Below are 8,139 nucleotides of genomic sequence, written 5' to 3'. Positions count from 1 at the left end.
AGATGGAGATGATAATTGGGATCACAGTGCAATGACCACCCCAATTAGCTATTTGGGCGGTAAAGGCAATGACACGATTATAGGCGGTGAGAACACCACTACTTACTACTTCAACCTCGGTGATGGTAACGATGTAATCGACGACGAAGGCGGAATCTATGATCGAATTGTTTTGGGCGAGGGCATAACGCCAGATGATTTGACAATAGAAGTGCATGAACCACATTTACATATATTCTTTACCAGTGGCGATAGTGTAAAAGTAAGTAATTGGTATGTACTTGAAGAAGGCAACAGTAAAATTGAGTTTATTGAATTTGCCGACGGCACGGTTTGGAATGAAACTGACATAGGTCAACGTACGACGATTATCGGCACGGATGAAGGTAAATTATGGGATTATAGTCATAGCAATATCGGGTTAGGGCATCAAGGTGGTAAAGGTGATGATGTCACTATAGGTGGAACTGGCTCTGACACATACTACTTTAATCTCGGTGATGGTAACGATGTAATCGGCGACGAAGGCGGAATCTATGATCGAATTGTTTTGGGCGAGGGCATAACTCCAGATGATTTGACAATAGAAGTGCATGAACCTCATTTACATATATTCTTTACCAGTGGCGATAGTGTAAAAGTAAGTAATTGGTATGTACTTGAAGAAGGCAACAGTAAAATTGAGTTTATTGAATTTGCCGACGGGACGGTTTGGAATGAAACTGACATAGGTCAACGTACGACGATTATCGGCACGGATGAAGGTAAATTATGGGATTATAGTCATAGCAATATCGGGTTAGGGCATCAAGGTGGTAAAGGTGATGATGTTACTATAGGTGGAACTGGCTCTGACACATACTACTTTAATCTCGGTGATGGTAACGATGTAATTTATGATGCAGGTGGCAGTAAGGATAGGATCGTATTTGGGGAAAGTATTAACCCAGAAGAAATATCTTTGGTTATTGATGGTACATCTGGTGATCTAATCATTTCTATTAGCGAAAATGACATAATAACAGTCTCAAATTGGTATAACGGAACAAGCTTCGGTATTGAAGAGTTTGTTTTTAACAATGGAATCACGTGGTCTGGTTGGGATGCCTCCAAGCAATCATCGGTTATAGGGACAGATGGTGATGATAACTGGAACTTCTTGTCTGCATATGTTGATCATCACCACTACGCGGGAAAAGGTAATGACACAATAGCTGGTGGTAAATTCACGGATTATTACTATTTCAATATTGGTGATGGTCATGATGTTATTGATGATGGTGGTAATGCGGCTAATCATGGTAATGACACCATTGTTTTTGGTGAAGGCATTACTCCTGACAACCTTACAATAGAAGTTCATGGCGACGACATGATTTTCACTCTAGATAGTGGTGATACATTAACGGTGAAAGGCTGGTATGTTGAGTCGGATAATGGTGGAAAAATCGAATACGTTGAATTTAAAGACGGTACGAAATGGGACGAGAATAAAATTGGCCAAAACTCAAAGCTAGTTGGTACAGATGGCGATGACAATTGGAGCTATTTGACGACTGTAATAGACCAACACCATCATGCAGGTAAAGGCAATGACACTATAGCAGGTGGTAAATTCACAGATTATTACTATTTCAATATTGGTGATGGTCATGATGTTATTGATGATGGTGGTAATGCGGCTAATCATGGTAATGACACCATTGTTTTTGGTGAAGGCATTACTCCTGACAACCTTACAATAGAAGTTCATGGCGACGACATGATTTTCACTCTAGATAGTGGTGATACATTAACGGTGAAAGGCTGGTATGTTGAGTCGGATAATGGTGGAAAAATCGAATACGTTGAATTTAAAGACGGTACGAAATGGGACGAGAATAAAATTGGCCAAAACTCAAAGCTAGTTGGTACAGATGGCGATGACAATTGGAGCTATTTGACGACTGTAATAGACCAACACCATCATGCAGGTAAAGGCAATGACACTATAGCAGGTGGTAAATTCACAGATTATTACTATTTCAATATTGGTGATGGTCATGATGTTATTGATGATGGTGGTAATGCGGCTAATCATGGTAGAGATACCATCGTCTTTGGTGAAGGTATAACACCAGAGAATGTTACGATGACAGAAGTTGAAGGTGATTTAATTTTCACCTTAGAAAGTGGTGATACCCTAACGGTGACCTATTGGCTGAATGACTACGATAACGGAAGTAAAATTGAGTATGTTCAATTTGCTGACGGCACGAAATGGGGAGAAGCTGAAATAGGTGGAAGAACTGTTGTTGAAGGTACTTTAGGCGATGATATCTTAGATTATGGAACTAGCCCAGTAAAATTGAACTTTGATGGTAAAGCTGGTAACGACACTATTGTTGGTGGGCTTGCAGGGGATTCTTTTCACTTTGGTATAGGTGACGGTCATGATGTGATAGATGATACCGGCCATCAAAGTTGGCATGGCAACGATACTATTGTTTTTGGTGAAGGTATAACACCAGACAACCTCACAATAGAAGTTCATGGCGACGACATGATTTTCACTTTAGATAGTGGTGATACATTAACGGTGAAAGGCTGGTTTGTTGTGTCGGATAATGGTGGAAAAATCGAATACGTTGAATTTAAAGACGGTACGAAATGGGACGAGAATAAAATTGGCCAAAACTCAAAGCTAGTTGGTACAGATGGCGATGACAATTGGAGCTACTTGACGACTGCAATAGACCAACACCATCATGCAGGTAAAGGCAATGACACTATAGCAGGTGGTAAATTCACAGATTATTACTATTTCAATATTGGTGATGGCCATGATGTTATTGATGATGGTGGTAATGCGGCTAATCATGGTAATGACACCATTGTTTTTGGTGAAGGTATAACACTAGAGAGCATCGACGCTAAAGTAATTGGGGAAGATCTTATTATTTCACTTGATACCGGTGATAGTTTAACTGTTAGAAATTGGTATTTAGAAAATGAGAACAACGGAAAAATTGAATACTTTCAATTTGCTGATGGCTCTAAATGGCATGAAAACATATTTGGTGAATTTATTAAAATCACAGGCACAGACCTAGATGATACGTGGAATTATTCTGGTAGCCAAATGCGTCTTAGTCATGTTGGTGGAGAAGGTAATGATAATCTAGTAGGTGGTAACTATCGTGATTTCTACCATTTTAACGTGGGTGATGGACATGATGTGATAGATGATTCTGGTCGCGGTAGTAGTGGTTCCCCAGATCATATTCGTTTTGGTGACGGTATTACGCCAGACAATATTACTGTGGAAGTTCATGGTCAGGACATGATTTTTACCCTTCATAGTGGTGATACATTAACTGTGAAGGATTGGTTCGTTGAGGAAGAAAATAATGGAAAAATCGAATACGTAGAATTTAAAGATGGTACTACATGGTCAGAAGGGCCTTTAGGAGTAAATACTCGAATTATTGGTACCAATGCAAATGATTATTGGGATTATAGCGATACTAGTTTATCGCTAGGTTACCAGGGCGGTGCTGGTGACGATGAAATAAGCGGCGGTACAGATGTTGATTTTTATTACTTTAATGTAGGTGATGGTCACGATGTAATCGATGATGCTGGTACGTTATGGAATAAATACGACTACATACGGTTTGGTGAGGGGATTACAGCGGATAATATTTCGGTGGAAATTCATGGCAATGACATGATATTCACCTTACATAGTGGCGATACAATTACCATTAAAAATTGGTATGTAGAACAGGAAGGAAACGGAAAAATTGAAGTCGTGGAGTTCTTTGACGGTACAACATGGGGCGAAGATGATATTGGTCGCAATACTAAAATTATCGGAACTCAAGGTGATGACGTTATTGATCATCGAAATAGTAATGTTGAAATGGGACACTTTGGTGGTAAAGGTAACGATGAAATTTTCGGTGGAATAGACAATGACTACTATTATTTTAATAGAGGTGATGGTCACGATATAATTGATGATGCGGGTACGGACTGGTGGGAATATGATTATATTCGGTTTGGTGAAGGTATAACGCCCGATAACCTGACAATAGAAGTTCACGGCGACGACATGATTTTTACGTTAGACAGTGGTGACACATTAACGGTGAAAAACTGGTTCGTTGACGAGGAGCAAAATGGGAAGATTGAAATTATAGAGTTTGCTGATGGAACTACTTGGGATGAGTATGAGTTGGGCAAACGGACAACAGTCATAGGTACTGCTGGTGACGATTATTGGGACTATAGTACTAATATTCGTCATCTTAATCATCGTGGCGGTAAAGGTGATGACACCATTTTGGGAACAACTAAAAATGATGTGTATTTTTATTCTGCTGGTGACGGAAACGATACTTTACTAGATACTGGCGGTTATGACGTAATTGAATTTAATGATCTCTTAAGTTCAGACGTAACTTTCTATGAAAGCGAGCAAGATTTAATTATTCATATAAAGGACTATGGAGAAATAATTACGGTAAAAGATTATCGTTTAAACATTTTCGAAAATTACAAATTTATAGATGCGGAAATTTCGCACCTTGAAGTTCTTAATCAGGTAAATCCACTACCTGAAAATTTGGCTCCGTCCTCTAGAAAGCTACCAAATATATCGGTATTGAAAATGGCGTCATTTATTTTTAATGCCGGAGCATATTTCAAAGACGCTGATGGAGACGCACTTCAATATTCAGCTTCGTTTGTTATCAATGATGAAGAGCCTATTATCTATCAAGGGTTACCACCAGGCTTGACGATTGATGAAAATACTGGCGTTATATTTGGTACATTAGCAAACCAAGCAATGTATCAAATAGAAATTACAGCTACCGACGGTTTGCAGACAACTAGTCAAGAGTTTACTTTAGAAGTGACAGAGTTGAATGTTGTGCCAACGTATGAAGGTGAGCAAAACTTTTTGACTGTTGCAGGAGACTTCTTCCGCCAATCTGTTGTTTTCAATGATGGCAATGGAGATGTACTGAGTTTTGATAAATCTACACTACCTGATTGGTTGTCATATGATGCGGAAACTCAAGAATTATTCGGCTATGCGCCACTAAATGTGCAAGACATTACGTTTGATTTAGTTGCCGATGATGGTCGGGGCGGTGAACTTACCGTTATCTTTAACCTATCGATAACGGCACGCCCAATTGTGAATTTGACTCCGGTCAACCTTCCAACTCAAACGCTTGAGCTAAATGATATCTTAAACTTTAATATCAATAGTTATTTTAGTGAATTAACGGGTAATAAAACATATACGCTGCAACTTGCTCAACCAGATGGTAGTTACTTCGACGTTGACGAGGAACATTGGCTTAATATTAATAATGGTTGGGTGAGTGGCTTAGCAAACATTGTTACCAAAGGCCTTGAAGTTCGCGTTGTCGCTACAAATGAGCTAGGCGAGCAACAATATGGCGATATGAGTATCATCGTAAACGGTGCTAAAGCTAGTCAGCTTGGAACAATCGAACAAGTATCTGGTCAACAATTTAGTGTCGATATTAAACCTTATTTCACGGGGTTAAGTGCTAATGCAAAATACGGTGTTCGAATAGAACTACCTGAATCCGAGCAACAGACACAATACGCTTCTCCCGTTGTTATGGGAGAAGGCGGAGAAGAACCGCAAGGCCAAACACTTACAATTGAACCCGACGTTATTATTCCTGAACCGCTTAATCAATGGTTAACCTTTGATACTGAAACAGGGCGATTATCAGGAACACCACCAGCAGAATTTATTGAAGCGTTAAAAATAACCCTTATTGCGACAGACAATAATGTAGAGCTAACAGCTGAAGGTACACTTGATTTTGATAAAGCTGGTGAATCGGAAGAATACTGGTTTACTTATGATGCCAAAGGCCAAGTGATCATTGATGCCGGCAGTTTGGTTGGAACTTCAATTGTTATAGATGAACAAGGGCACTTTTATGAATATGATGCGATGGGGAACCGCATTAAAACCTATAGTAAAGGTGGCCACCAAGCTGAATTGATGCATTATAGCGCACAAGGCTTCTTGTTATCTGCTCAGCAAAGCTATGACAATGATTCAACAACTGGCACTAACTTACTAGAGCTTTACCAAGCTGTTGGCAATTTTGGCAGTACGAAATTTGCTACAACCATTACCCACGCCTATGATCTTACAGGACAAGTAACTGATACGGTTAAATACTTTGAACCGGAAACATTCTTTTCCGTAGAGGACGTAGAAAGCATTGACTTTGTCGGTAGTTACAACGTTAATTTTGAATTGACGCATGGTGTTAAATCGCGTCAGCAGTTTACTTACAATAGTGATGGTCAAGTGATTAATGTTTTAGAAACTGGTTGGACAGACATAAAACTTGATAGTGTTTTACGAAAAATTGCTGAAGAATTTGGTCCTAATACGCCATACTATAGTCACCAATTTAATGCTAGCGACTTAGGTGAAAATGCTAGCAATATTACTGAAACAACCTATCAATATATTAGTGGTATTAAACAGCAAATGGTCTATCGTCAGTTTGATAAAGCGATGGGGCAAGCTGGCTCGCAGCCGAGGCAATTTGTTCATAATTTTAGCTATCATTATGACGCGCGCGAACATTACTTAGAGTCACAAGTTAACGGCAGTTCAAGTGTTGATTCATATAAACCATCTAGCACCAATAGCTTTTATGACATTCAAGGACAATTAATTGCTGTAGAAGAAAGCAATGAAGCGTCAAGCAAAATTCAAGCGCGTTACATGGATATGTCAACAGATGGGAAATTGTTGCGCAAACAAAGTGGTGAGCAATCTCAAACACATCTAGGTGCTTTGCCAACACAACCAATAGATGGTGAGACTGGTAACCCTGAACCGCAATCAGAGGCCACAATTGCTAATACCATTGCGTATATTCAAGACACTTTCCATATCACTGGTGAAAACGAAGTTGATAATGACACGCACTATATGCATGCAGCTGGCAACTTCTTAGGTCAATTCCGTGCCGATGGTAAAGTGGAAGTCAAAGCACATCACTTATCGGCATTTAATCTAGATGCTAGCAACTCAACGCGTCATACAATAAGAGAAGGTGACAGTCTACGCAGTTTAGCTACATTGTTTTATGGTAGCAGTGAATTGTGGTTTATTATCGCCGATGCTAACGGCCTAACATCAGAGCCAGATGACGCCTTAGTCACAGGGCAAACAATAACTATACCGAAACAAGCAAACAGTACGAATTCCTTCGAACAGTTCAACGGTATTAATCTACAAGAGTTAATTGGCAATACAAATCCTATGCTGCCTTACGTTCCATCGCCAAGCGAAGCTGGCTGCAATGCAGTTGCTCAAGCGGTGATGGTAGCAGTAGCAGTGGTAGTAACTTACTATACAGGCGGTGCAGCTGCTGGAGCTTTAAGTAGTAATACAGCAGGCTTTGCAATTGGTGCAGCAGCAGGTAGTGCAGCCTCACAAACAACAGGTTTGGCTCTAGGAGAAGTCGATAGTTTTAGTTGGTCACAGGTGGCCGTTGCAGCTGTCGGTGGTGCAATTACGGGAGGGGTGATGGATGCCGCTGGACTACCTGCTTCTGGATTGGATGGCGTACCAGCAAATGGCGCTAATGTAGGTACGAATGGCTTAGTCAACGGTAAAGAAATAAGTATTCTAGTAGCGACTGATGCGAATGGTGTCGCTACAGGATTAAGTACAACAGGCCGTGCAGTTGCAGGGGCTGCATCAACAATAGGCGCATCTGCTGTTAGTAAAATGTCTACGGGTCATTCTAGTTTTAGTTGGGCCAATGTCGCAGCGAGTGCGGCATCAGCAAGTGTGGGGAGTTCATTACCAGGAGAGTTCAACAGTGTTGGCGACTTTTTGGGGGATGTGGCGATGAATATTGCAGCTTCGGGTGCGGGTTATATTGCAAATCGCGTTTTACGTGGCGATAGAAGCTGGAATAACGATGCAGTTGCAACGGATGCTTTTGGCAATGCAGTAGGTAACTCTATCGTTAGTGGTTTAAGTAAGTCTCCACAACCATCAAAAGAAGACCTTGAGCGTCAAGCGAAGCTTGATGCGATGAGTCGTCAACTTGGCCAAGATGCAAGCAA

1 protein-coding gene is annotated in these 8,139 nt (G+C 40.5%); it reads left to right on the top strand.

Translation table 11 applies throughout. The annotated features are described in order from the left end of the window. Window positions 1-31 precede the first annotated feature (31 nt). Window positions 32-8,139: calcium-binding protein (locus ACOB82_RS17630; protein ID WP_448214317.1), on the top strand; the 8,108-nt coding region annotated here is incomplete at its 3' end.

The sequence above is a fragment of the Colwellia sp. MEBiC06753 genome (assembly GCF_053470325.1).
Note: the sequence above shows the minus strand (reverse complement) of the source record. Positions and strands in the feature narration are given on the sequence as shown.